Annotated in this window: 20 protein-coding genes and 3 tRNA genes; 11 read left to right on the top strand and 12 right to left on the bottom strand. The window is 74.0% G+C overall.

Annotated elements, in window-relative coordinates:
- Positions 1-3: 3 nt before the first annotated feature.
- Together ACZ6KO_RS19730 and sigJ are read right to left on the bottom strand one after the other, a co-directional pair.
- On the bottom strand, positions 4-1206 hold the full coding sequence (locus ACZ6KO_RS19730; protein WP_469305274.1) for an NAD(P)/FAD-dependent oxidoreductase: 1203 nt from the start codon (positions 1204-1206) through the stop codon (positions 4-6).
- 112 nt (positions 1207-1318) lie between these two features.
- A complete protein-coding gene (gene sigJ, locus ACZ6KO_RS19735) occupies positions 1319-2263 on the bottom strand; it encodes an RNA polymerase sigma factor SigJ (protein WP_469305275.1) in 945 nt (314 codons plus the stop codon).
- Positions 2264-2432: 169 nt separating this feature from the next.
- Between sigJ and ACZ6KO_RS19740 the strand changes: the two genes are divergently transcribed.
- Complete coding sequence (locus ACZ6KO_RS19740; RefSeq protein ID WP_469305276.1) at positions 2433-3779, top strand: MFS transporter; 1347 nt, start codon at positions 2433-2435, stop codon at positions 3777-3779.
- Positions 3780-3854: 75 nt separating this feature from the next.
- Positions 3855-5846 (top strand): helix-turn-helix domain-containing protein, encoded by a 1992-nt coding sequence (locus tag ACZ6KO_RS19745; protein ID WP_469305277.1) that lies wholly within the window; start codon positions 3855-3857, stop codon positions 5844-5846.
- A gap of 65 nt (positions 5847-5911) precedes the next feature.
- On the opposite strand, the gene ACZ6KO_RS19750 is transcribed toward ACZ6KO_RS19745, so the two are convergent.
- On the bottom strand, positions 5912-6754 hold the full coding sequence (locus tag ACZ6KO_RS19750; RefSeq protein ID WP_469305278.1) for a class I SAM-dependent methyltransferase: 843 nt from the start codon (positions 6752-6754) through the stop codon (positions 5912-5914).
- 193 nt (positions 6755-6947) lie between these two features.
- Here ACZ6KO_RS19750 and ACZ6KO_RS19755 point away from each other — a divergent pair, with 193 nt between their 5' ends.
- Both ACZ6KO_RS19755 and ACZ6KO_RS19760 read left to right on the top strand, forming a co-directional pair.
- Positions 6948-8135, top strand: a complete 1188-nt coding sequence (locus tag ACZ6KO_RS19755; protein WP_469305279.1) for a cytochrome P450 — start codon at positions 6948-6950, stop codon at positions 8133-8135.
- The gene (locus ACZ6KO_RS19760) at positions 8132-8362 is read left to right on the top strand and encodes a ferredoxin (protein ID WP_469305280.1); all 231 of its coding nucleotides are present in this window, start codon (positions 8132-8134) and stop codon (positions 8360-8362) included. Before ACZ6KO_RS19755 ends, ACZ6KO_RS19760 begins: the two co-directional genes overlap by 4 nt.
- A 55-nt stretch (positions 8363-8417) precedes the next feature.
- Here ACZ6KO_RS19760 and ACZ6KO_RS19765 read toward each other — a convergent pair whose 3' ends face one another.
- Positions 8418-9158, bottom strand: coding sequence for a TetR/AcrR family transcriptional regulator (locus tag ACZ6KO_RS19765; protein WP_469305281.1), 741 nt, complete (start codon positions 9156-9158; stop codon positions 8418-8420).
- A 120-nt stretch (positions 9159-9278) separates the two neighbouring features.
- Here ACZ6KO_RS19765 and ACZ6KO_RS19770 point away from each other — a divergent pair, with 120 nt between their 5' ends.
- The 4 genes from ACZ6KO_RS19770 (at position 9279) to ACZ6KO_RS19785 (ending at position 14443) form a co-directional block, all read left to right on the top strand.
- Positions 9279-10928, top strand: a complete 1650-nt coding sequence (locus tag ACZ6KO_RS19770) for an ABC-F family ATP-binding cassette domain-containing protein (RefSeq protein WP_469305282.1) — start codon at positions 9279-9281, stop codon at positions 10926-10928.
- A 120-nt stretch (positions 10929-11048) separates the two neighbouring features.
- Positions 11049-11966: a Vgb family protein gene (locus ACZ6KO_RS19775; protein ID WP_469305283.1), complete on the top strand. Its 918-nt coding sequence runs from the start codon at positions 11049-11051 to the stop codon at positions 11964-11966.
- A gap of 129 nt (positions 11967-12095) precedes the next feature.
- Positions 12096-13484: a DEAD/DEAH box helicase gene (locus ACZ6KO_RS19780; RefSeq protein WP_469305284.1), complete on the top strand. Its 1389-nt coding sequence runs from the start codon at positions 12096-12098 to the stop codon at positions 13482-13484.
- 122 nt (positions 13485-13606) lie between these two features.
- Positions 13607-14443, top strand: coding sequence for a hypothetical protein (locus ACZ6KO_RS19785; protein ID WP_469305285.1), 837 nt, complete (start codon positions 13607-13609; stop codon positions 14441-14443).
- 41 nt (positions 14444-14484) lie between these two features.
- On the opposite strand, the gene ACZ6KO_RS19790 is transcribed toward ACZ6KO_RS19785, so the two are convergent.
- Positions 14485-14560 (bottom strand) — tRNA-Trp (locus tag ACZ6KO_RS19790).
- 90 nt (positions 14561-14650) lie between these two features.
- Between ACZ6KO_RS19790 and ACZ6KO_RS19795 the strand changes: the two genes are divergently transcribed.
- Both ACZ6KO_RS19795 and ACZ6KO_RS19800 read left to right on the top strand, forming a co-directional pair.
- Entirely contained in the window at positions 14651-16057 is a 1407-nt protein-coding gene (locus ACZ6KO_RS19795; protein ID WP_469305708.1) for a vWA domain-containing protein, read from the top strand.
- A 5-nt stretch (positions 16058-16062) separates the two neighbouring features.
- Complete coding sequence (locus ACZ6KO_RS19800) at positions 16063-17994, top strand: AAA family ATPase (protein WP_469305709.1); 1932 nt, start codon at positions 16063-16065, stop codon at positions 17992-17994.
- On the opposite strand, the gene ACZ6KO_RS19805 is transcribed toward ACZ6KO_RS19800, so the two are convergent.
- The 4 genes from ACZ6KO_RS19805 to ACZ6KO_RS19820 form a co-directional block, all read right to left on the bottom strand.
- Positions 17972-19339 (bottom strand): leucine-rich repeat domain-containing protein, encoded by a 1368-nt coding sequence (locus tag ACZ6KO_RS19805; protein WP_469305286.1) that lies wholly within the window; start codon positions 19337-19339, stop codon positions 17972-17974. The genes ACZ6KO_RS19800 and ACZ6KO_RS19805 overlap by 23 nt on opposite strands.
- A complete protein-coding gene (locus tag ACZ6KO_RS19810; RefSeq protein ID WP_469305287.1) occupies positions 19333-20700 on the bottom strand; it encodes an SDR family NAD(P)-dependent oxidoreductase in 1368 nt (455 codons plus the stop codon). Before ACZ6KO_RS19810 ends, ACZ6KO_RS19805 begins: the two co-directional genes overlap by 7 nt.
- Before the next feature lie 18 nt (positions 20701-20718).
- Positions 20719-20794: transfer RNA gene (locus ACZ6KO_RS19815), tRNA-Ser, on the bottom strand.
- A gap of 13 nt (positions 20795-20807) precedes the next feature.
- A tRNA-Gly gene (locus ACZ6KO_RS19820) sits at positions 20808-20879 on the bottom strand.
- 203 nt (positions 20880-21082) lie between these two features.
- On the opposite strand from ACZ6KO_RS19820, the gene ACZ6KO_RS19825 reads away from it, so the two are divergent.
- A complete protein-coding gene (locus ACZ6KO_RS19825) occupies positions 21083-21805 on the top strand; it encodes a DUF4232 domain-containing protein (protein ID WP_469305288.1) in 723 nt (240 codons plus the stop codon).
- Between the two features lie 103 nt (positions 21806-21908).
- Here ACZ6KO_RS19825 and ACZ6KO_RS19830 read toward each other — a convergent pair whose 3' ends face one another.
- The 3 genes from ACZ6KO_RS19830 to ACZ6KO_RS19840 all read right to left on the bottom strand — a co-directional run bounded on the left by ACZ6KO_RS19830 (position 21909) and on the right by ACZ6KO_RS19840 (position 23876).
- A complete protein-coding gene (locus ACZ6KO_RS19830) occupies positions 21909-22298 on the bottom strand; it encodes a hypothetical protein (RefSeq protein ID WP_469305289.1) in 390 nt (129 codons plus the stop codon).
- A 99-nt stretch (positions 22299-22397) separates the two neighbouring features.
- Positions 22398-23189 carry a tyrosine-protein phosphatase gene (locus ACZ6KO_RS19835; protein WP_469305290.1) on the bottom strand — a complete coding sequence of 264 codons (792 nt, stop codon included), beginning with the start codon at positions 23187-23189 and terminating at the stop codon, positions 22398-22400.
- A gap of 54 nt (positions 23190-23243) precedes the next feature.
- Positions 23244-23876: an NADPH-dependent FMN reductase gene (locus ACZ6KO_RS19840; RefSeq protein ID WP_469305710.1), complete on the bottom strand. Its 633-nt coding sequence runs from the start codon at positions 23874-23876 to the stop codon at positions 23244-23246.
- Positions 23877-23916: the final 40 nt, after the last annotated feature.

Consider the following 23916-nt stretch of genomic DNA (forward strand, 5'->3'; position numbering starts at 1 on the left):
GGGTCAGGACGCCACCTCCACCCGCGCGCGGGCGCCGGCCCCCTGCAGTACGGCCCGCCGGCGCCGGGACGGCATGCCCAGCGTCGGGTTGGCGACGCCCCAGGCCGCGCCCTTGCAGATCAGTTCCTTGTACACGGCGGCCACACGGCCCGTCAGGGCCCGCTCGACCGACCGGTCGTCGGCCGTGACGAACTGGATCAGGCCCTCCTTGCGGCCGAGCGAGACGCACTGCTGGAAGTAGCGGATGGGAACGCGGGGGACCTTGACACCGGCGAGCCGGGCCGCGATGGCGTCGGCGGCCTGCCAGGCCATGGGGACGCCCGAGGCGCAGGACATGCGCAGCGGCTTGTCGCCGGGGCCGGTCGCCACCGCCGCGTCGCCCACGGCGTACACGTCGGGGTGGGAGACCGAGCGCATCGTGCTGTCGACGACGATCCGGCCGCGGTCGCCGAGCTCCAGGGTGCTGGCCGCCGCGATCGGGTGGACGGCGAAGCCGGTGGTCCAGACCGTGGCCGCGGAGGGGATGGTCCGGCCGTCGGCGGTGGTGACGGCGTCCGCCTCCACCGCGTCGACCGCGGCGTGTTCGTGGACGGTGATGCCGAGCCCGTCCACCACCTTGCGCAGGTGCGTGCGGCCCTTCTCGGAGAGCCAGTCGCCGAGGGCGCCGCGGATGGCCAGGGCGACGTCGAGGTCCGGGCGGGCCTCGGCGATCTCGGTGGCGGCCTCCAGGCCGGTCAGGCCGCCGCCGACCACGACCACGGGCCGGCCGGCGTGCAGGGCGGCCAGGCGGTCGCGCAGGCGCAGGGCGCCGGGGCGGCTGGAGACCTCGTGGGCGTGTTCGGCGGTCCCGGTGACGTCTCCGGGGTTCCAGCCGCTGCCGAGGGCGTAGACCAGCGTGTCGTACGCCAGCTCCTTGTGCCCGGAGCCGTTCGCGGCCGTGACCGTGACCGTCCTGCGGTCCGCGTCCACGGCGGTGACCTTCGCGATCTCCAGGACCACCCCGGTCCCCGCGAACATCTCGGCGAACGGCCGGGGGCTGAGGTCCTGGCCGGCGGCGAGCTGGTGCAGCCGGACGCGCTCGACGAAGTCGGGCTCGGGGTTGACCAGGGTGATGCTGACGTCCTCCTGGTGGAGCCGCTTGGCGAGGCGGCCGGCGGCGGCGGCGCCGGTGTAGCCGGCTCCGAGGACGACGATGCGGTGCTCCATGTGCCTGCTCCTGTCTGGGCGGGGCTGCCGGTGTCCGGCGTGGTCTCGCCCCTTGAACCGGGCAGCCCCGCGATTCCTGACAGGATCGGAAAGTGACCTGCGTCACACCCCCTCAGAGGGTGTGGAGCGGCCCCTCCCCGTGGTCCGCACGGGCCCACAGCTCGGTCGCGCGGACGAGCTTGTCCGGGTTGACCTGGCTGCGGATCGCGACGATGCCCTCCTCGGTGACCTCCAGGCAGGTGATGGTGACGACCCGGCCGTCCACGACCGCCACGAAGGCGGGCCCGCCGTTGGCGGTCGTGGCGTACACCTCGGGCACACCGCCGACCAGGGCCCGCTTGGCCTTGCCGGGCTTGAACAGGCCGCGCAGGAACGTGGCGACCGCGAGCGCGCCCTCGAACGCCTTCGCGCGGGCCGGAACCTTCCCGCCGCCGTCGCCGACCGCGATCGCGTTCTCGGTGAGCAGGCGTACGAGGGGTTCGGTACGGCCGCTGGTGGCCGCGGCCAGGAACTCCTCGACGATCCTGCGCGCGGCGGCCTCGTCGATCTCGGTGCGCGCCCTGCCGTCCGCGATGTGCTTCTTGGCCCGGTGGTAGGTCTGCTGGCTGGCCGCCTCGGTGATGTCCAGGATCCCGGCGATCTCGCGGTGCGGGTAGTCGAAGGCCTCGCGCAGCACGTACACCGCCCGCTCGCCCGGCGAGAGGCGCTCCAGCAGGACGAGGACGGCGTACGACACCGACTCCCGCTGTTCCGCGGTGTCGGCCGGGCCGAGCATCGGGTCCCCGGTGAGCAGCGGTTCGGGGAGCCACTGGCCGACGTACGTCTCGCGCCGGGCGCGTGCCGAAGTGAGCATGTTGAGGCAGAGGTTGGTGAGGACCTTCGTCAGCCAGGCCTCCGGAACCTCGATGCGCGGGACGTCGGCCGCCTGCCAGCGCAGGAACGTCTCCTGCACGGCGTCCTCCGCCTCGCTCGCCGAACCGAGCAGCCGGTAGGCGATCGCCTCCAGCCGGGGCCTGGCGGTCTCGAACCGGTCCACGTCACTCATGATCAGGGCCATGACCGCGATCCTAGGCGCAGGCGCCGTCGCGCGCGTCCCCGCGTGGCATGGGTGGTTTCCACATTCCCCGCGCGGTAACTGTAGTGACGCACCACATGTGCCGCTGACCTGGGCGTTCCTATGGTGTGGCGACACGGAAACGTCCCCGCACCCTCCGGAAGTGGTACTCATGGCCGCCTCTGCCACACCCTCCCCAACGCCCGGCTCCATCAGGCGCGTCGTCGCCGCGAGCCTGGTCGGGACCACCATCGAGTGGTACGACTTCTTCCTCTACGGCTCCGCCGCCGCGCTCGTCTTCAACACCCTCTTCTTCCCCACCGCCGACCCGCTCGTCGGCACGCTGATCGCGTTCGTCACCTATGCCATCGGGTTCCTCGCCCGGCCCCTGGGCGGGGTGGTCTTCGGGCACTTCGGGGACAAGCTCGGCCGGAAGAAACTGCTGGTCGTCAGCCTGCTGCTGATGGGTGGTTCGACCTTCGCGATGGGGCTGCTGCCCACGTACGAGTCGATCGGCGTCGGCGCGCCCGTGCTGCTGACCGTGCTGCGGCTGGTGCAGGGGTTCGCGCTCGGCGGGGAGTGGGGCGGGGCCGTGCTGATCGTCGCCGAGCACGGGGGCGAGCGGCACCGGGGGTTCTGGGCGTCGTGGCCGCAAGCCGGGGCTCCCGGCGGGAACCTGCTGGCCACCGGTGTGCTGGCGCTGCTGGCGGCCGTACAGTCCGACGCGGCGTTCCTGGCCTGGGGCTGGCGGATCCCGTTCCTGCTGTCCGGGCTGCTGGTACTGGTGGGGCTGTGGATCCGGCTGTCGGTGGCGGAGTCGCCGGTCTTCCTCGCCGCACGGGCCAAGGCGGAGGCCGAGGCGGCGCAGGGCGTGAGGGAACGGCCGCCCGTGGTCGAGGTGCTGCGCCGCAGCCGGCGCGAGGTGCTCACCGCCATCGGCACCCGGTTCGGCGAGAACATCTCCTACTACGTCATCACCTCCTTCCTCCTCGTGTACGTCACCGTGCACCTGGGCCTGCCCAAGAGCACCGCCCTGAACGCCGTCCTCATCGGCTCCGCCGTCCACTTCGTCACCATCCCGGCCTGGGGCGCCCTCTCCGACCGGATCGGCCGGCGGACGGTCACCCTCATCGGCTCGGTCGGCATGGCCGTGTGGGCCTTCGTCTTCTTCGCGCTGCTGGACACCAGGTCCTTCGCGGTCATCACCCTCGCCGTCACCGCGGGACTGCTGCTGCACGGGGCGATGTACGGCCCCCAGGCGGCCTTCATCTCGGAGATGTTCGACACCAAGGTCCGCTACTCGGGCGCCTCCATGGGCTCCCAGCTGGCGTCGGTCATCGCCGGGGCGCTCGCCCCGATCATCGCCGTCGAGCTGCTGAAGGACTACGACTCCTCGCTGCCGGTGTCCGTGTACCTGTGCTTCGCCGCGCTGGTCACCACCCTCACCGTGTACTTCGCCCGCGAGACCCGGGGGCGGGACCTCGCCGCCGCCTCTCCCGGTGTCCGGGTCGTCGGCTAGCGTCGAGGCGGCACCCGTGGGCGACCGGGCCCGAACTCCCGGTCCGGTCCCGTCCCGTCGCGAAGGAGAACACTGGTGGTCACCCCGTACGGCGGTGGCGGCGGCGCCGACCCGGCGGTGGCCGGGCGGCTGCTGCGGCTGCTCGACCTGCTCGCCCAGGGCGGCGGCACCGAGGAGTTCGCCCGGCCCGCCGCCGAGGCCCGCGCCGCCGGGGCCCCGGCCGAGGAGCTGGCGCTGCTGGCGAGGGCCACCGACGCCGCGCTCGGGGTGCACCGCGCGCTGGGCCAGCACCGGCGCCGCGAGGCCGAGCTGGAGGCGCTGTTCGACACCGCCGGCGACCTCGCGGCCCTGCGCGACCTGGACTCCGTACTGCGCGCGATCGTCCGGCGCGCCCGCAAGCTGCTGCGCACCGACGTCGCCTATCTGACGCTGCACGACCCGGTGGCCGGGGACACGTACATGCGGGTCACGGAGGGGTCGGTGTCGGCCGCGTTCCAGCAGCTGCGCCTGGCCATGGGCGACGGGCTGGGCGGGCTGGTCGCGCAGACCGCCCGCCCGTACGCGAGCACCGACTACCGCACGGACACCCGGTTCCGGCACGTGGCGGCCATCGACAAGGGGGTGGACGAGGAGGGCCTGTGCGCGATCCTCGGTGTTCCCCTGAGCCTGGGCACCCGGGTCATCGGGGTGCTGTTCGCCGCCGACCGGTCGCCGCGCGACTTCGCGCCCGACGCCATCGCGCTGCTGGCCTCCCTCGCCGACCACGCGGCGATCGCCATCGACAGCGCCCGGCGGCTGGAGGAGACCCGGGCGGCACTCGCCGAGCTCGACGCCGCCAACCGTACGGCCCGCGCGCACAGTTCGGCGATCGCGCGGGCCGCCGAGACCCACGACCGGCTCACCGACCTTGTCCTGCGCGGCGGCGGGGTGGCCGAGGTGGCGCGGGAGATCGCCTCGGTCCTCGGCGGCCGCCTGGTGGTGCACGACGCCGACGGCGCGGAGCTGGCCCGGGTGGGTCCCCACGGGGGCGGCCGCCCGGGGGCCGGGGAGGACGTCTCCGCCCATCCGCCGTCGGCCGAGGCGGTCGCCGCCTCGCGCGGCGGCGGGCGTGCCGTGTGCGTCGAGGGCGGGGTGTGGGTCTGCGCGGTCCTGGCGGGGCCGGAGCTGCTCGGCGCCATGGCGCTGACCGGCCGTGCGGACCTGGGCGACGCGGACCGCCGGCTGTTCGAACGCGCGGGTCTGGTCACGGCGTTGCTGCTGCTGATGCGCCGGTCGGTCGCGGAGGCCGAGGACCGGGTACGGGGCGAGCTCCTCGACGATCTCCTCACGCCACCCGTCGGCACGCCGCCCGTCGGCACGCCGGACGGAGGCGGCGACGGCGCGGGCGGCGCCGGGCTCGGGCTGCGTGCCCGGCGGCTCGGCGTCGACCTGGGCCGGCCGACGTGCGTCCTGGTCCTGCGCTGCGATCCCGCCGCCCGCGCCCGGCTGGTCACCGAGGCCGCCCGGCAGGCCCGTGCGCTCGGCGGACTGGCCGGACCGCACGGCGGCCACGTCGTGCTCCTCGCGCCGTGCACCGACCCGGGCCCCCTGGCCGTCGCGCTCGCCGAGGACCTGGGGCGGGCGGTCGGCGCCCGTGTCACGGCCGGCTCGGCCGGTCCCGCCGCCGGACCCGGACAGATCCCCGCGGTGTACGCCGAGGCCGTGCGGTGCGCGGAGGCGCTGCACACCCTGGGCCGGGCCGGCGAGGGCGCCGCCCTGCCCGACCTCGGTTTCGTCGGGGTGCTGCTCGGCGACCGGACGGACATCCACGGCTACGTGACGCGGGTCCTGGGCCCGGTCATCGACTACGACACCGCGCGCGGGACGGAGCTGCTGCGCACCCTGGACGCGTACTACGCCCAGGGCGGCAGCCTGTCGCTGGCCAAGGACGCGCTGCACGTCCACGTCAACACGGTGGCGCAGCGGCTGGAGCGGGTGGCCCTGCTGCTCGGCCGGGACTGGAACGCCCCCGGCCGCGCCCTGGAGAACCAGCTCGCGCTGCGCCTGCACCGGCTGCTGACGCCGTAGCCGCGGAGGCCGGGCGGGGACCGGGCCGGAACCGGGCGGGAACCGGGCGGGAACCGGGCGGGGGTTCAGCCGCGCCGATGGGCCGTGAGCAGCAGGTACTCCCAGTCCATGGCGCCGTCCGCGGCCATGTGCTCGCGCGCGAGGTCGGCGAGGTCGCGGTCCAGTGCGGCGACCTTGTCGGGGTCGTCGGCGACGGCGCGGTACACGGCGATGGTGGGACCGTAGGTGGCCTTGAAGAACTCGCGGAAGTCCTCGGCTCCCGAGAACCGCTCCACGCGTACGGTCCGCCGGCGCGCGTCGATGTCGATGACGCGGTCGCCGAGCAGCGTGGCGACGTGTTCCTCGTCGCCCCACAGCGGCGGCGGCTGGGCGCCGGGCGGGGGCGGCGGCGCGTACGGCTTCATGGTGGCGAACATCCGGCCGATGAACCCCTGCGGCGTCCAGTTGGCCAGCCCGATCGTGCCGCCGGCGCGGCAGACGCGGACGAGTTCGTCCGCGGCCCGCTGGTGGTGCGGCGCGAACATGATCCCGACGCAGGACATGACGACGTCGAACTCCCCGTCCGCGAACGGCAGTGCCTCGGCGTCGGCCTCCCGCCAGTCGAGCCGGGCGCCGCGCACCTTGGCGATCTCCCGGCCGACGTCGATCAGTTCGGGCGTCAGGTCGGAGGCCACGACGTCGGCGCCGGCCAGGGCGGCGGGGATCGCGGCGTTCCCCGAGCCGGCGCCGATGTCCAGCACGCGGTCCCCGCGCTGCACGCCGGAGGCCTCGACGAGCTCGGCCCCCAGTCCCGGGATGACGTGCGACGCCACGGACGGGTAGTCGCCGAGCGCCCACATGGCGCGGTGCTTGGACTTCAGGACACGGTCGGCCGCGGCCTCGTCGGCGGAGGCGGTGGGGTCGGTCATGCCAGCCATCATGCGTCGCGGCCACCGGCGTGCCCGGCGCGCCGCGTCCGGCGTGTCGCGTCCGGCATGTCGCGTCCGGCATGTCGCGTGACGAGGAGGTTGTGGCGTTTGGCTGGTTCTGGTGCGTGCACGATAGATGCCTTGGGCATGTAATGGCCTTGGCAGACGGAACCATCGCATTTCGAGGTGCCTCATGACAGAAGCCGTTGCCTTTCCCCAGAGCCGCAGCTGTCCCTACCACCCGCCCACCGCCTACCAGCCCTTGCGCGAGACCCGCCCCCTCTCCCGCGTCAGCCTCTTCGACGGCCGCTCGGTGTGGGTGGTGACCGGACACGCCGAGGCGCGCGCCCTGCTGTCGGACCAGAGACTGTCCACCAACCGGGAGAACGCGGCGTTCCCCGCCGCCTCCCCGCGCTTCAAGGCCCTGACGAACCGCCGGACGGCCCTGCTCGGTCTGGACGACCCCGAGCACAACGTCCAGCGCCGCATGCTGATCCCCAGCTTCTCCGTGAAACGGACGGCCGCCCTGCGCCCCCGCATCCAGGAGACCGTGGACCGGCTGATCGACGACATGGTGGCCAAGGGCCCGCGGGCGGAGCTGGTCAGCGCCTTCGCCCTGCCCGTGCCGTCCTCCGTGATCTGCGCACTGCTCGGGGTGCCGTACGAGGACCACGACCACTTCGAGGAACTGTCCCGGCGCCTGCTGCGCGGTCCGGAGGCCGCCGACGTCGGCGACGCGCGCAGGCGCCTGGACGCCTACCTGGGATCCCTGATCGAGCGCAAGCGTGCGGAACCGGGTGACGGCCTGCTGGACGAGCTGATCGCGGAGCGGCTGGAGACCGGCGAGATCGGCCTCGAGGAACTGGTCGCCGTCGCCCTGGTCCTGCTGGTCGCGGGGCACGAGACCACCGCGAACATGATCTCGCTCGGTACGTTCACCCTGCTGCGCCATCCGGAACAGCTGGCCGAGCTGCGGGCGGACCCGTCCCTGATGCCGGCGGCCGTCGAGGAGCTGATGCGCTTCCTGTCGATCGCCGACGGGATGCTGCGGGTGGCGACCGAGGACATCGAGGTGGGCGGGACGGTCATCGCCAAGGACGACGGGGTGGTCTTCACGACGTCCGTCATCAACCGCGACGAGGACGTCTATCCGGAACCGGACACCCTGGACTGGCACCGGTCGGCCCGCCACCACGTGGCGTTCGGCTTCGGCATCCACCAGTGCCTGGGGCAGAACCTGGCCCGCGCCGAGATGGAGATCGCGCTGGGCACCCTCTTCGCGCGCCTTCCCGGACTGCGGCTGGCCGCACCGGCGGAGGAGATCCCGTTCAAGCCCGGGGACAGCATCCAGGGGATGGTCGAGCTCCCCGTGACGTGGTGAGCGCGAGGGGCCCGGCGGACGCGCGGGACGCCGTACGGATCGCGATCGACCGGGAGCGGTGCATCGGCGCGGGGCAGTGCGCGCTGACCGCACCCGAGGTGTTCACGCAGGACGACGACGGGCTCAGTGCGCTGGTGCCGGGGCGGGAGGACGGCGGGGGCAGTGCCCTCGTCCGGGAGGCGGCGCGCGCCTGCCCGGTGGCGGCGATCGCCGTCAGCGCGCCCTGAGCACTGCCCACCGGCCCCTGACCACTGATCCCGTGTCCGGGGCGGGGTGCGGCCGTCACGGCCCCGCCCCGCCCGGTGCCGTGTCCGGGGCGGCGAAGGCCCCCGCGCGGGCGGCCGCGGCCGCCGCCGCGGCCGCCCGGCGCGGCAGCCCCGGGTCGGGGTCGTCGCGCAGCAGGAGCAGCAGGTGGTAGAGCGGCGCCGTCGCGGTGACCAGCAGCGCGTGGGCGTCGGTGGCGGCGTCGAGGTCACCGCGCGCGACCGCGCGGGAGACGACCGCCGCGCACCGCTCGTACCGGTCGGCCCAGAAGCGGGCGAGCGCCCCGGCGGCCTCCGGCGACCGGAACGACGCGGCGATCAGCGCCGCGGTCACCGACGGACCGGCGGCCAGGGCGTCGTAGACCTCCTGGTTCAGCGCGGTCAGGTCACCCTCCAGGGAACCGGTGTCGGGCGGGGTCCACGTGTCGTCGGCCGCCGCCGCGTCCAGTACGTCGGCCAGCAGTCCGCCCACGTCCCGCCAGCGCCGGTAGACGGTGGTGCGGTGCACTCCGGCGCGCTCGGCGACCGCGTCCACGGTCAGCGCGTCGTACCCGCCCTCGACGAGCAGCACGCCCACCGCGTCGAGGACCTGGGCCCGGACCCGGGCACTGCGGCCACCGGTCCGGCGCCGGGCGGGAGCCCCGCTCGGCGGCCCGGCCGACGGTTCGACAGGTGGTTCGACAGGTGGTTCGGCAGGTGGTTCGGCAGGTGGTTCGGCAGGTGGTTCGAAATGACCACTTGCAGGGGTCGATGTATCCATGGCACGATTCTAACGCAACATCCGTCGCGTTAACCCTCTCGAAGGAGTCCCCCGTGCTCATCGACCGTCACACCGCCCGCACCGCCCCCTCCCCCACCCCCTCCGCACGAAAGAAGCCGCATGCCTGCGCAGCTCACCGCTCTTGACGTCACCAAGTCCTACAACGGCCGCCTCGTCCTCGACTCCGTCTCCTGCACCGTCCCCCCGGGCGGGCGCCTGGGCATCGTCGGCGAGAACGGCTCCGGCAAGTCCACCCTGCTCCGGCTGCTGGCCGGCGCCGAGCGCCCCGACCAGGGCCAGGTCGTCGTCCGCGCCGACGGCGGCATCGGCCACCTCGCGCAGGAGGAGACCCTCCCCGCCCACCTGACCGTCCAGCAGGTCATCGACCGGGCGCTGGGCGAACTGCGCTCCATGGAACGGCGGATGCGCCACCTCGAGGCGCAGATGGCCGAGGGCGACACCACCGTCCTCGACGCCTACGCCGACCTGCTCACCGCCTTCGAACTGCGCGGCGGCTACGAGGCCGACGCCCGCGTCGAGCGGGCCCTGCACGGCCTCGGCCTCATCGACCTGCCCCGCGACCGCGTCGCGGCCGGCCTCTCCGGCGGCGAACAGGTCCGGCTGCGCCTGGCCGCGCTGCTCGCGGCCGCTCCCGAGGTCCTGCTCCTCGACGAACCGACCAACCACCTCGACGACGCCGCGCTGACCTGGCTCGAGGACCACCTGCGCACCCGCCGCGGCACCACCGTGGCCGTCTCCCACGACCGTGTGTTCCTGGACCGGGTCACCACCGACCTGCTGGAGGTCGACGGCGATCTGCACCGGGCCGTGCGCTACGGCAACGGCTACGCGGGCTACCTCGCCGAACGCGCCGCCGACCGGCGCCGCCGCGCCGAGGCCCATGCCGCCTGGCGGGACGAGGTGGCGCGGCTGCGCGAGAGCGCCGCCACCACCGCGCGCCGGGTGGCGCCCGGCCGGACCATGAAGGACGGCAACAAGATGGCGTACGACCGCGCCGCCGGACGCGTCCAGCAGTCCCTGGCGAGCCGGGTCCGCAACGCCGAGGAGCGGCTGACGCGCCTGCTCGCCGCCCCCGTGCCCGCCCCGGCCGAACCGCTGCGCTTCGCCCCCGCCCTGCACACCCCGCTCCCGCGGCCGGGGGACGGCCGGCCCTCCTCGCGCGCGCTGATCGAGGCGGACGCCGTCGAGGTCGCCGGGCGGCTCGCGCCGGTCGGTCTGACCCTGCGGGCGGGCGACCGGCTGCTGGTCGACGGACCCAACGGGGCGGGCAAGAGCACCCTGCTGAACATCCTGGCGGGCACGGCGGACCCCACGCACGGCCAGGTCGTACGGCGCGGCCGGACCGGCCTGCTCGCGCAGCAGACCGACGTGGGCCCGGCCGGACGCACGGTGCTCGAGGCGTACGCCCACGGCCGCGCCGGGACGCCCGAGGAGCACACCGAACGGCTGCTGTCCCTGGGCCTGTTCGCCCGGGACCGGCTCGACGTACCCGTCGGCGCGCTCTCCGCCGGGCAGCGGCAGCGCCTCGCCCTCGCCCGCCTGGTGAGCGAACCGCTCGACGTGCTGCTGCTCGACGAACCGACGAACCACCTCTCCCTGGCACTGGCCGAGGAACTGGAGGCCGCGCTCGCCGAGTTCCCCGGTGCGGTGGTCCTCGTCAGCCACGACCGGCTGCTGCGGGAGCGCTGGACGGGCGACCGGCTCACCCTGCGGGCCGCGACCGCCGCCCTGGTCCCGGCGACGGCCTGACCCGCCCGCTGCCCACGGTCACCCAGCCCTTCCGTCCCTCCGCTCATCGCCCCACCCGCGCAACGACGCCCCGGCACGTCGACCCACCGATACGTCGACGTGCCGCCCGAAAGGAACCACGTGCCCCGCACCACCCACTCCACCCACCCCACCGACCCCGCTCTGCGCACCTTCCCCGTCCCCGACCCCGCCTCCGGCCCGTACGCCCTGGCCGCCGGCCCCGACGGCGCCCTGTGGTGCACCCTCGTCCACGCGGGCCGCATCGCCCGGATCACCCCCGACGGGGAGGTGACGGAGTTCGCCCTGGACTCCCCCGACTGCGGGCCCTCCCTCATCACGCCCGGTCCCGACGGTGCCCTGTGGTTCACGCGGATGCGGGACCACCGCATCGGCCGGATCACCACCGACGGCCGGTCCCGTTCGTACGAGCTGCCCACGCCCGGCACCGGACCGTACGGCATCGCCGCCGGGCCGGACGGGGCCCTGTGGTTCACCCAGCTGCACAGCGACCGGATCGGCCGGATCACCACCGACGGCGAGGTCAGCGAGTTCCCGCTGCCCGTCGAAGGCGCCTTCCCGTCCTTCATCGTGGCGGGCGGCGACGGCGCGCTGTGGTTCACGCTCAACCAGGCCGGCGCCGTCGGCCGGATCACGGTCGACGGGGAGGTGACCGTGATCACGCTGCCGACGCCGGGTGCCGCGCCCGTGGGCCTGACGGCCGGCCCGGACGGCGCCCTGTGGTGCGCCGAGATCGGTGCGGGCCGGATCGCCAGGATCACGCCGGACGGCGAGGTCACCGAGTTCCCCCTGTCCGACCCCGGCTGCCGGCCGCACGCCGTCGCCGCCGGGCCGGACGGGGCCGTGTGGTTCACCGAGTGGGCCGCCGGCCGGGTCGGGCGCGTCGACGCGGGCGGGGAGGTCACCGAGTACGCGCTGCCCGACCCGGGCTGCGAGCCGCACGGCCTGGCCTTCGGGCCGGACGGGGCGCTGTACACGGCGCTGGAGCGGGGCGGGATCGCCCGGCTGGAACTGCGGTAGCGGGGTGAGCGGCGGGTCGGGCGAGTAAAATGGCCGGACGCTGACGATGGTGCCGGGGCCCGTACCGAAGGGGTACGGGCCCCGGCCCGTTCCGGGCGCCGGAAGCACCGGGACAAGGAAGGTTTCTCCATGAACGCACGGCACGAGTTCGCGCTGCCGGAAACGGTCACTCCAGGGCTGCCGCCCGTGGAGTCCTTCGCCGAGCTCGGGCTGCCCGCGGACCTCGTGGAGCGGATGGCCGCCCTGGACGTGACGAAGCCCTTCCCCGTCCAGGCAGCGACCCTCCCCAACGCGCTGGCCGGCCGGGACGTCCTCGGCCGCGCGCGCACCGGCTCCGGCAAGACCCTCGCCTTCGGGCTGGCGCTGCTCGTCCGTACGGCGGGACGGCGCGCGGAGGCGAAGCGGCCGCTGGCGCTGGTCCTCGTACCGACGCGCGAGCTGGCCCAGCAGGTCTCCGACGCGCTCACGCCGTACGCGGACCTGCTGAAGCTGCGGCTGGCGACGGTGGTCGGCGGGCTGTCGATCGGGCGGCAGTCGTCGGCGCTGAAGGCGGGTGCCGAGGTGGTCGTCGCGACCCCCGGACGCCTCGCCGACCTGGTCTCGCGCCGGGACTGCCACCTGGACCAGGTGCGGATCACCGTGCTCGACGAGGCCGACCAGATGTGCGACCTGGGCTTCCTGCCGCAGGTCACGGAGGTCCTGGACCAGGTGCGCCCCGACGGCCAGCGCCTGCTGTTCTCGGCCACCCTGGACCGCAACGTCGACCACCTGGTGCGGCACTACCTCACCGACCCGGTGGTCGCGACGGTCGACCGGGCGGCGGGCGCGGTCGCCACCATGGAGCACCATGTGCTGCACGTGCACGGCGCCGACAAGTACGCCACCGCCACCGAGATCGCGGCGCGCGACGGCCGGGTGCTGATGTTCTTCGACACCAAGCACGCCGTCGACCAGTTCACCCGGCACCTGCGGGGCAGCGGGGTGCGGGCGGCCGCGCTGCACAGCGGCAAGTCCCAGCCGCAGCGCTCGCACACCCTCGACCAGTTCAAGAACGGTCAGATCACGGTCCTCGTCGCGACGAACGTCGCCGCGCGCGGCATCCACGTCGACGCCCTCGACCTGGTCGTGAACGTGGACCCGCCGGCCGACCCCAAGGACTACCTGCACCGCGGCGGCCGCACCGCGCGCGCCGGCGAGTCGGGCCGGGTGGTCACCCTGGTCACCCACGGCCAGCGGCGGGACGTGAACAAGCTGATGTCGGACGCCGGCATCCGGCCCGTCGTCACCCAGGTGCGCTCGGGCGAGGCCGGGCTGACCCGGATCACCGGCGCGCGGAAGCCGCCGGGCGTCCCGCTGCCCGGCAGCACCGCTCCGGCGGGGAACGGGGCCAAGGCCGAGGGCCGGGCGTTCCAGGGCCTCGGCACCGGCTCGGGCCGCCCCAAGGAATCCCGCAAGTCCGCGGAGGCCCGCAAACTCGCCGAGGCCCGCAGGGCCGCCCGCGTCCGCCGGGGCGGGTAACGGCGTCCGCCGGGGCGGGTAGCGACGTTCGCCCCGCTGGGCGCCGGGCGGGCCGGCACCTCACTGCGGTCCGACCTGGCATGATCGTCCGGCACAGGTGTCGAGGAGGGGCGGGGACGGCCGTGGAGCATGACAGCGAGACGCAACGGGCGGTCAACGCCCTGCTGGCGCTCGTCGAGCCGGAGGACGCGGCCCGGCTGCGGGAGCGTACCGGGGTCGGGGCGCCCGGGGAGGGCATGCCGGATCGGTGGGCCGCCGGCCGGCAGATCGGACACACCGGCGTGCCGGCCTCCGCGTACCTGTGGATGCTGGAGAAGGACGACCCCGAGATCAACACGCTGGTGTACCGGACGGACCGGGCCGGGCGGGCGGTCCGGCGGGACATCCGGCGCGGGCTGCCCTTCGCCCCCGGCGCGCGCGGACAGCTGGCCGTCTCCCGGGACGTGCTCCTCTGGTCCGAGCCGGAGGGGCTGCGGGACTTCGGGCCGGACGGTGTGGTTCCGGCACTGCGGCGGGCGACGACGATGCGTCAGGGCCGGGCGGCGGCCGACGCGGTCCAGCGCGCGGACTGGGAGCGGGTCGTGGCGGCCGACGCCGAACAGGCTCTGCCGGGGTACGCGCGCTGGGCGCTGGCGCTGCGCATCGACTGCCCGGACGAGCTGCGGAAACGGTTCTCCGGCCATCCCGGCTTCGCGCACAAGATGCGGTGGGGCGGCATCGTCGACGGCCCGGCGACGTACGCCCTCACCTCGCGGCCGGCCCGCGACGTGCTGGCCCTGCTGGAGGCCGGGCGCTGGGCGTTCCCGGCCCGGCTGCCGCAGGCCCAGGAGGTGCTGCGGCCCCTGGTGCACGGCTCGCTCGGCACCGGCACGGAGGCCTGGGCGGTCCTGGCGCAGCTGCTGCCGACGTTCACCGGGACCGTGCCCGAACTGATCGTGACGGCGGGCGCGATCGCGTAACGCGCCCCGCGCGCCGGGCCGGTGCGGGAGGCACGGAAGGGGGCGGAGCGGCTGGATTCGAACCAGCGTGTCCCGGATCTGGAGTCCGGCGCGACTGCCTCTGCGCTACGGCTCCGCCCTTGCCGGTGATCCTACGGCGAAACTCCTTCGCCCGGTGTCAGCGGCCCCTGGTAACCATGAGTGCGTACGGAGGGGGTGGCTCAGGAGATGGCGTACGGGGAGCGCGGCGGCGGGCCGGCGCGCCACGTGGTGGATCTCGCGGACCGGCGCGCGCTGGAGCGGTGGCGGCCCGCCGATCCCGCGGTCGTGGAGCGGGCACGGCAGCTGAAGGAGGCGGCGCTGCTGGACTTCGGTCTGAGCGGCTCCGCGGTGGCGTCCTGGCTGTACGCCAAGTGCCGGCACCAGATACCGACCACCGCGGTGGACACCGCGGCGGTGGTGGCGAGCGGCGACGGCAGCTGCCTGCTGCTCTACAACCCGGACTTCTTCGTCGGTCTGGGCCTGGACGGCGTGAAGTTCGTGCTGTTCCACGAGGCGCGGCACCTCGTCCACCGCCACCTGTTCGTCGAGCCGGAGCTGCGCGCGGACCCGGTGTTCACGCTCGCCGCCGAAGTCTCCATCAACCACGTGGCGATGGCCCGGCTGGGCCGCACGGGCCTGCCGCTGCTCGACGGCGAGCCCACGGGTATCGATCCGCACGCCGTCCACGCGGCGTACGAGGAGGACCTGCGGGCGCACGGTCTGGAACCGCTGGAGTACGCCGAGTTCATCGCCACCGACATGTCGGTGTACGGCGAGCTGAAGCGGATGGCGCACCCGCCGGTGCCGCCGCCGGTGTGCGTCCGTCTCGCGGACCTCGCGATCCCGGCGGACCAGCGGACCGTCGACACGACCGTCTCCTCGGTCCTGCTGAACTCGCTGCTGGCGGCCCGCCGCGGGCACGCGGTCGCCGAGCAGGAGCTGAACGACCTGCTGGAACGGACCGACGGGGCCACCGAGCGGGTCTCGCGGCTGTGGGACCTGCTGGGCGCCGGTCTGCTGCGCGGGCAGACGGCGCGCACCGGCCGTGTCGACTGGTGGCAGCGCTGGCTGGTCGACGTCCTGGGGTCGAAGCTGCGCGAGGGCGAGCGGCTGGTGTACCCGAAGAAGCGCGGGGCGCTGCTGGCCGCGCTCGGGCTCGACCCGATGCTGTCGCGGCGCGGTCCGGTGCGGCAGCGGGTGCTGGTCATCGCGTACGACACCTCGGGCTCGATGCCGCAGCACGTCGTGACCTGGCTGACCGAACTGGTGGGCTCCATCGACGGGGTGGAGGCGCACTGGCTGTCGTTCGACGGCGTGGTGATGCCGTTCGTGCCGGGCGAGCGGGTCCTCGGCGGGGGCGGTACGAGCTTCCAGGCCGTCGCCGACTACGTCGAGGGGCGCACGGCCGTCGACGGGCGGCCCTTCGAGACGTCCGCGGACGCCGTGGTGGTCCTCACCGACGGATACGCCCCGCACATCACGCCCGCCGAGCCCGACAAGTGGATCTGGCTCATCACCGAGGGCGGCGACGACTGGCCCGAGGCCCACACTCCCCCGATGGCCTGCCACCGGGTCACGACAGGATCGACATGAGCGGGATGACCGAGATGGCCGGGACGACCGGGACGACCGGGACGGCTGGGACGACCGGGAAAAACACCATGACGGCGGAGCCGGCTGCGGCCGTGGCCGCGGCGGCCGTCCGGGAGTGGCGGGCCAATGCCACGTATCCGCGGCCACCGGACGGCTGGACGGGGGTGTCCCGGCTGGAGTCGTTCATCGACGCGATGATCGACATGGGGCAGACCGGCCAGGTCTTCGGCGAGCACGGCATCGGCAAGACCTCCACGTTCTTCTCCCACGTCGCCGAGGCCTACCCGCACGCCGAGCTGGTCCTCGTACCGGCGGCGAACCTCACGCCGGACGACCTGCTGGCCAACGCCCCGGTGCGGGACGCGGAGACCGGCCGGCTCGTGCTGCGCCAGCTGGTGATGGGCCGGCTGAAGCCCGGCCGGCCGTTCGTCCTGCTCATCGACGATTCGCTGCAGGCGGGCGAGTCGATCCAGTCGCAGCTGATGCAGGTCGCCTGCAACTGGACGCTGGGCGAGTACGACCTGCGGGCGCTCGGCTGCATCGGGGTGTTCCTGACGGACAACGAGTCGCTGGCGGAGACGGCGGCGCGGCGCAGCGATCTGGCGATCCTGGACCGGATGGTGACCCTGCGGATCACCGCCAACGACACGGCCTGGCGGCTGAAGCTGGCCGCCGCGTACCCCACCTGGGACCTGAACGGGGTGTACACGCTGTGGGCCTCGCTGGGGCCTCACTTGCGCGAACTGCTCTCGCCGCGCACGCTCGAGCACATCCTGGCGAACGCCCGGGAGGGGTTCCCGCTGCGCTGGGCGCTGCCCCTGGTCAACGGGGAGCGGCTGCGGCTGGCCGAGCCCCGGGCCGACGGCCGGCCGGGGCCGGACCGGACCACCGAGATCCTGGACCGGATCGCGCGGGAGCTGGGCGTACCCAACCCGGCCTCCATCCCCGACCCGGTCCGCCGGGTGGTGCGCGCGGCGCTGCGCAACCGCTGGAGCGTGCTCCTCCAGGGCCCGCCGGGATGCGGGAAGACCGAGTTGGTGCGGCAGACCGTCCGGGAGGGACTCCAGGGGCGTGAACCGCTGTACTTCTCGCTGCCCGTGACCAATGTCGAGGACCTGTGCGCACCGGTCCCGGCCGCCGACGGGTCGCTGGACAACCTGCTGGCCGCCCCGTTCACCGCGCCGGGGCCGAAGGCGATCGTGTGGGACGAGTACAACCGGCCCAAGGACAAGGCGGCGTTCGCCAAGCTGATGGAGATCACGCAGGAGTGGTCGCTGGCGGGGCAGCCGATCGAGGGGCTGCGCGCGCAGATCGCCGTACAGAATCCGCCGTACCACCTGGGCCGCAAGCTGCTGGTGTCGCGCAACAACATCGCGCAGGCGACGCGGTTCACGGCCTCGCTGACGGTGGAGCCGCAGGACATCCCGGCGAACGAGTGGCTGATCGCCAGGTACGGGCCGGTCGCCGAGACGGTGCTGGAGTGGTGGAAGCACGACATCGACGAGGAAGGCCGGGCCTGGGTCACCAAGCGCACGATCGAGCGGCTGGTGAAGCTGCATCTGCGCGGCCTGCCGCTGGAGATGGGCCTGGTCTATCTCGGGGACGGTGAGTACGCGCCGGTGTCGCTGACCGCGCTGATCGACCGGCTCGAGGACCGGCCGGTGACGGGGCTGCGGGAGCTGGCCGGACAGGTGGACGTGTGGGAGCGGCGGCTGCGCCGGGCGGCACAGGGGTCGGTGGAGGGCGGTGACGCCAGTGACGTGGTGCACCAGGTCATCGCCAACGCCGAGCTGTCCCAGCTGAAGAAACACCGCAAGGAGGTGGCCCGGCTGGTGGCGCTGCTGCCGCCGAAGCTGCGCTCGACGTACCTGGTGGGGGCGTCCGAGCAGCACCAGCGGTTCTGGATCGGGATATTCACCGGCCTGGCGAAGGGCTGAGGCCCGGGCCGCCCGGCTCCCGGGGCGTGGGGGGTGCCGTGCGGTGGACGCTGCGTACGGCGGCGACGTCGGCCGCGAGCGCCGGCATCGGCAGGTGCGCACTGAGCGCGTCGAGGCGGTGCCGCACGCTGGTGGCGATGCCCCGGCCCAGGACGTAGCGGGTCGGGGTCGCGGCGCCGGGGGCGGCGTCGAGGATCCGGTGGGCCTCGCGGCTGCGCATGCCGGTGTGGGCGAGCACCAGGTGGGTCAGCCGGTGTTCCCGCCCGGCGAGTGCGGTCCCGATGGCGGTCGCGGCGGCGGTGTCGATGCGGTTGTCCGCGGCCCCGAGGGTACCGGCGGCGCGGACCCGGCCGAGGTCGAGGAGTTCGACGCCCGCGTCGGCCGCGGCGGCCACCAGCCGGGCGGCGGCTTCGGGCCCGATGCCGTTGCTGGCCACGGAGAGGCGGGCGGTCCGCCCGTACGGCGCCCGCCGCAGCGCGTCGGCGAGCAGCAGCGCGCCCGCGTCGCCCAGTCCGGCGGCGGAGGTGTACAGCTCGCCGACCGCTCCGGCTGCGATCAGGGCGGCCAGGGGGGCGGCCCCGGCCCGGCCGAGCGGGTTGCCGCCGAGGAAGAGCCGCTCGACGCGCCGGCCGGCGGCGGCCGCGGTGAGCAGCGCCTCGGCCAGCACGGCGGCCCCGGCCGGGTCCAGGCCGGTCTGGACCAGGTCGAGGGTGCGCAGCTCGGAGGCGGCGGCGATGAGTTCGGCGGCGGCGTGACCGCCGCCCGTGCCGAGGGGGTTGCGCTTGAGCCAGACGCCGGTCACGACGTGCTCCGAGGCCAGCAGGCTGCCGGCGATCCGGCAGGCGCCACCGGCGGTGATGCCGTTGCACCCGAGGTAGAGGGTCTCGACGCCCGTGCCGGCGGTCCTGTCGGCGACGGTGGCCGCCCCGTCGTCGCCGAGGCCGTCCGTACCGAGCAGCAGGTGCCGTACGGGCGTGGGGCCCCGGCGGCCGCCGTCGCGCAGTGCTTCGGCGATCAGGGTGGCGCCTTCGGGGCCGAGGGCCTGCTTGCAGAGGTCGAGCCGGCCGTCGGGCAGGGCGGTGCCGGCCGGGAAGTCCAGGCGGCGGTCGGTGGCGCCGCCGCCGCGCAGCCAGCCGAGGAGCGGGCCGAGGTCGGCGAGGGAGCGGGGCAGGACGTCGGGCACGCCGGCGAACCCCGCCACCGGCCCGGTCCCGGCCGACTGCTCGGGCGCCGGCCCCGGCACCGTTTGGTTCAGCGGCACTGTCTCGTGCAGCGGCAGCGCCCGGTTCAGGGGTTCGGGCGCGGGTCGCGGCGACCGCTCCCGCGGCTGTCCGTCGCTCACCATGCCGCCTCCTGGTAGTCCTTGAGGAAGACGCCCGCGACCGGATCGCCCGCCTCGCCGCGCACGATGGGGTCGTACACGCGGGCGGCGCCGTCGACGATGTCCAGCGGTGTGCGGAAGCCCGCGGCGGCGATCCGGTTCTTCGTCGGCACGGGGTTCTCGTCGGTGATCCAGCCTGTGTCGACGCTGCACATGTGGACGCCGTGCAGGGCGAGCTCGGGGCCGCTGGTGCGGGTGAGCATGTTGAGCGCGGCCTTGGCCATGTTGGTGTGCGGGTGCCCGGACATCTTGCGGCGCACCGCGAACCGGCCCTCCACCGCCGTCACATTGACGACGTAGCGGTTCGGGCGGGGCGAGGCGAGCAGCAGCGGGAGCAGCCGGTCGACGAGGAGGGCAGGGGCGAGCGCGTTGACGAGCTGGGTCTCCAGCAGTTCGGCGGGGTCCAGCTCGCCGATCCGGGCCGACCAGGAGTTGGCGGGCGCGAGATCGGGCAGCAGGCCCGCCTCGTCCGTCTCGCTGTCGTCGAGGACGAGGGCGAGCGCGCCGCCGGTGGCGCCCGCCTCCAGGGCCCGCATGGGGGTGTAGCCGGGCGCCCGCCAGACCCGGCCGGGAAGCTCCGCGCGCTCACCGGCGGCGAGCAGCGCGTACGACTCGGGCGGGCGGCGGACGGTCTGGGCGGCGTTGTTGACGAGGATGTCGAGGGGTTCGCCCTCGTCGCGCAGGCGTTCGCAGAGGCCGAGGACCTGCCGGGGGTCGCGCAGGTCGACGGCGATGACGGTGAGCCGGTCCAGCCACGCGGCGCTGCCGGGCGCGGCCCGGAACCGGGCGAGGGTGTCCTGCGGGAAGCGGCTGGTGACCAGGAGCTCGGCGCCGTCGCGGAGCATCATCAGCGCGAGCTGGAAGCCGATCTTCACCCGGGCGCCCGTGAGCAGGGCACGGCGGCCGGAGAGGTCGGTGCTCAGCGCCCGGCGGGTGGTGTTGTCGGCGGCGCAGTCCGGACACATCAGGTGGTAGAAGGCGTCGACCTGTTGGTAGAGCGACTTGCACACGTAGCAACGCCGGGGACGTATGAGGACCCCGCCCGTGCCGGAGGTCTCCAGGGGAGCGTCCTCGCGGCGGGCGAGCGCGCCGGTGGCGGTGGCGGCCAGGACCGCCGCGTCGGCGGTGGCGACGGCGCCCTGGCGGTTCTTCCGGCGGCGCTGGCGGCCGTCCTGGGCGAAGGAGGCCGCGACCCGTTCGGCACGCAGCCGGGTCGGGTCGTCCACGGGCAGGGCGCGCAGTCTGCCGACGGTCCGGTGGAAGGCCGCCAGTTCCTCGTCGCTGATGGGCTCAGCCCCGGCGTGCCCTTCCGCCACTCCTGCCACTCCCCCGCCGCTTTCCTGTGGTGGTCCCGGCCGGAATCGAACCGGCGTCCCCCTCCCGAGCAGGGAGGCGCGTCTGCCTCTGCGCTACGGGACCACGCCCTGTACTGCCCGGACGGCCGGATTCGAACCGGCGTACCCTCTCTGGCAAAGAGGTGCGCCTGCCTCTGCGCTACGTCCGGGCATTGCGGAGATCCTATTACTCCAGCGGCGTTCCGCTGTCCGGCGCGGTCAGGGAACCCGCCGTGGGCGAGGCGTCCCCCTCCGTCACGCGCGGTGCGTCACCCGCCGTGCCTCACGCCGAACCCCTCACGCCATAGTGGTGATCACTCGGGCGGATTCAGCTCGGACACGTAGGACACGTACCAGACGGGGGAGTTCCTTCATGCGCATCAACCGGAGCCGTGCAGCGGCCGTCGCCGGCATCGTCGGGGTGGCCTTGGCCCTGACCGCCTGTGACGGCGACGACACGAGCGGGGCGGTCAAGACGCCCACGGCGAGCCCGAGCACGGGCACATCGGCGGCCTCCGGCACGCCCCCGACGCCGGCCGCCGGCCCGAGCGGCTCCCCCGTCGCGTCGACCGGCACCGGCCACCCGGCGACCGCCGGCCCGTCGCAGGCGGCTCCGGACAGCAAGGCGACGAACGGCGGCGGGGACGGGACCACGGACGACAGCTACGCGTACACCCACCCCTGCTCCGCTCGGAACCTCACGGTCCAGGTCACCTCACCGCAGGGCTTCCCGACCACCACGCGCGTCATCGCGGTGACCAACAACGGCTCCACCACCTGCGGCCTCGACTTCCATCCCGCCGTCGGCTTCAGCGCCAAGGACACCGCCCTCGGCATCCAGGCGACCCCGCCGAGCGGCCTGGGCGGCGCACCGGCGCACCCGGTTCGGCCCGGGGCCACCACCTACGCGGCCGTGGACCTCAACCCCTCGGGCGGCCAGGGCCCCGTCGCCGACGAGATCAACATCCTGGCCGATCCGAACCACATGCCGAACGCGGACTCCGTCAGCCTTCCGCTCGCCACCCCGGGCGCGGTCGCCCGCCCGAAGGTCGGGCTCTACCACTTCACCGCACGCGACTCCCTCAACACCCTCTGACCTCGTCGTCAACTGCTGCCCTTCCGGCTGTCCATGACCGTGGGGGGACACGGGGCGCGCCCCCGTGTCCCCCCACGCCGTCCGCCCCGCCGAGCGGGCCGGCCTACCTCCCGGTCAGGGTGGATTCGAGAACGGCTATTTCTCCTGTCACTTCTGATGCCTCCTCGCTGCGACCCATGGAATTCAGCTGCTCCCTGAACGAGGTCAGCGATGCGACGAGAACTTCCTCACGGCCCGCTTGCAGTTCGCACAGGCGGCGTGCGGCACTGACGGATTCGGCCCGCAAACGCAGTGCCGTCTCGGGCCGGTCGGCGAATTCCTTGCTGTATTCGATGAGGTCGACGGCCAGCCGAGGCAGGTAGGCCAGCGGACTGACCTGCGAGAGCACCCGGTAGGCAGCGACGCGCTGACGGACCATCGGCTGCTCCGACCCCAGGAGGAGGACCCTGGCGCGCAGCACCGCATCGTGATTGATATTCGCCGAGTGATTCATGACCGAAATTCTGAAACCCCGACAGCACTCGAACAAGGCCGAAATGATGTGCTGTTCACCCTACGAAAAAGCCGTCAGACCTGTCATGATGGATACGTCTTACTCCCCTGCCCTGGGCTCACCGTCGGCCCGCGCCTCCAGCAAACGGGTCCGCAGCCGGGCGATCAGCTCCTCGTCGACCCCGAGGTGGCGGGTGGCGTAGTCGTGCACCGAGCCGTAGGTGCTGGTCAGATCGGCGAGGAAGAGCCGGATGACCTCCTCGGGCGCCCGGCCGTACGCGGGCCAGCGCAGGATCCGCGTCGGATTGGCGGCCTTCCAGTCGGCCACCAGGCGTTCGGTCGCCAGCTCGGTGAGGGCGAAGTCGGCGGCGATCTGGTCCTCGTCGACACCCAGCAGGGCGAGCACGAGGGCGGCGAGCAGGCCGGTGCGGTCCTTGCCCGACGCACAGTGGAAGACCTGCGGCTCTTCGGAGTCGGCGATCACGCGCAGAGCTTCCCGGAGCTCCACGGCGCCGTCGAGCGCCACTTCCGCGAACCGGTCCGCGAGGAAACGCCAGGGGTCCAGGTCGGGGTCGATCTCCGCCTGGTCGTACGGACGGTGCTCCACGCTGAGGTTGACGTACTCCTGGCCCTCGGCCTCGGGCACCCGGCCCTTCGCCTCGATCTCCCAGGGGTAGCGCAGGTCGATGACGGTACGGACGCCGAGCGCGCGGAAGCGGTCCCAGTCGCCGTCGGCCACGGCGGCGGCATCGCGGTCGGCGGTGGCGGTGAGCTTGGCGAGGGAGTCGGACCGGTAGAGCCTTCCCCAGCGCACGGTCAGGCCGTCGGCGGTCCGATATCCGCCGAGGTCACGGAAGTTGTGCAGGCGCTCGAACGCTATGTGTCGTATCACCGGCCCACTGTACGAAGCCATGGAACGGGCCGTCGTGCTGCGTACCGCCCGCCCTCAGTCCTGGGCGCGCGAGGTGACCGGTGCGTCGGTCCGGTCGCCGAGGAACTCGTACCACCGCCGCTGCAGGCACAGGTAGCGGGTGTCCGCCTCGACCAGGTCGAGGAAGGAGTCCACGGTGTCGGCCAGGCGCTGGGTCAGGCCGGCGTCGGCCAGTCCTCCCTCCTCGGTGAAGGCGTGGTGGGCACCCGCCAGGCTGAACATGTCGGGGTAGACGCGGGCGCCGAGGTGCTCCAGCGGAATCCGCAGCGCCCACAGGCCACGGTTGCCGCCGACCAGCGACGGGGACGCCGACACCAGCAGGGTCTGCTTGTCCTTGAACGGCTGGGGCCGCAGCCGCGACACCCAGTCGACCGCGTTCTTGACCACGCCCGGCACGGAGGCGTTGTACTCCGGCGACGCGATCACCAGCGCCTGGGCCGCCTCGATCCGCTCGCTCAGCGCCCTGGCACCGGGAGGCGGCCCCTCCTCGGACTCGGCGTCGCCGTCGTACGGGGGCATGGGGAACTCTCCGAGATCCGCCACGTCCACCAGGGCCCCGGCGCCGGTCACGATCCGCGCGACCAGCGAGGCCAGCTGGGCGTTGACCGAGCCCGTGCGGGCGGAGCCCGCCAGGACGAAGACGCGCAGGGAGGCACGGCTCTCCTCGGCGCCGGGAGCTGCCGGATCG

The sequence above is a fragment of the Streptomyces sp. NPDC042102 genome, from assembly GCF_055582305.1.